General features: G+C 32.6%; 1 protein-coding gene. It reads left to right on the top strand.

What is annotated here, in order from left to right; genetic code table 11:
- Positions 1-1,210, top strand: a 1,210-nt coding sequence (gene ilvA / locus HMPREF2715_RS11585; RefSeq protein WP_070840160.1) for a threonine ammonia-lyase IlvA, incomplete at its 5' end; no start/stop codon positions are given.
- Positions 1,211-1,517 lie beyond the last annotated feature (307 nt).

Raw genomic sequence — 1,517 nt, forward strand, 5'->3', positions numbered from 1 at the left:
AGATGTTGTTAAAGAGACACCTTTACAATTCGATCTCTATCTTTCTCAAAAATATGACTGTAATGTGTATTTAAAAAGAGAAGACTTACAATGGGTTCGCTCTTTCAAACTTAGAGGTGCATATAATGCAATTTCTGTTCTAACAAGTGAAGCTAAAGAAAAAGGCATTACATGCGCAAGTGCTGGAAATCATGCTCAAGGTGTTGCTTATACTGCTAAAGCATTAAATTTAAAAGCTGTGATTTTCATGCCTGTTACCACACCTCTTCAAAAGGTTAAACAAGTTAAATTTTTTGGTTCTAAAAACGTTAAAATCATATTAACTGGAGATACTTTTGATGATTGCTTAAAAGAAGCTTTAATTTATACTGAACAAAATCACATGACTTTTATCGACCCTTTTAATAATGTAGATACAATAGCTGGACAAGGAACATTAGCAAAAGAAATTTTGAATCAATCAAGTAATGATTCAATTACGTTCGATTATCTATTTGCTGCTATTGGTGGTGGAGGTTTGATTTCAGGTATTAGTATTTATATGAATCAATATAGTCCACAAACTAAAATTATTGGTGTCGAACCCTCTGGCGCTAGTAGCATGTATGAATCAGTTGTTGTCCAAAACAAAATAGTGACACTTGATCATATTGACAAGTTTGTAGATGGTGCTTCTGTGGCACGAGTTGGTGATATCACTTATGATATAGCTAAAAAATTTGTAGACGATTATATTCAAGTAGATGAAGGTGCTGTTTGTTCAACTATTTTAGATATGTACTCTAAACAAGCCATAGTTGCTGAACCAGCAGGTGCATTAAGTGTTTCAGCATTAGAGCACTATAAGGAAAAAATTAAAGGTAAGACAGTAGTATGTGTAGTTAGTGGTGGTAATAACGATATTAATCGAATGAAAGAAATTGAAGAACGTTCATTACTTTACGAGGAGATGAAACATTACTTTATTCTTAACTTTCCTCAACGTCCTGGTGCATTGAAGGAATTTGTTAACGATGTATTAGGACCTCAGGATGATATTACTAAGTTTGAATATTTAAAGAAAACTTCTCAAAACACTGGTACTGTCATTATCGGTATTCAACTTAAGAATCATGATGACCTTAACCAACTAAAAAATAATGTTCATGATTTTGATCCATCAAATATTTATATCAATGAGAATAAAATGTTATACTCACTTTTAATTTGAATATTAAACACTCCCATTCCTTGAGATGGGAGTGTTTTCTTTAATTTGCCTGGCAACGTTCTACTCTAGCGGAACGTAAATCTGCTACCATGGCGCTAAGAAACTTACTTCACTTCGAGTCAAGCGCTCGCATCTTTCTTCATTTTCTAAAATTGCTTGCTTTTTTAGCTCAACTAAACTCGCTTCTCAATTTTTTCAATTCATCAGCTTCAAACGCTTTCTCTTCGTAAAGCTATTACACTTTTATTTGTTTTTATCTTATTAAACCTTCGGTTTTGTTTTTATGCATAAAAAAAGAGACCTTTCG

Source organism: Staphylococcus sp. HMSC062A01 (assembly GCF_001836805.1).
Classification (GTDB): Bacteria; Bacillota; Bacilli; order Staphylococcales; family Staphylococcaceae; genus Staphylococcus; species Staphylococcus haemolyticus.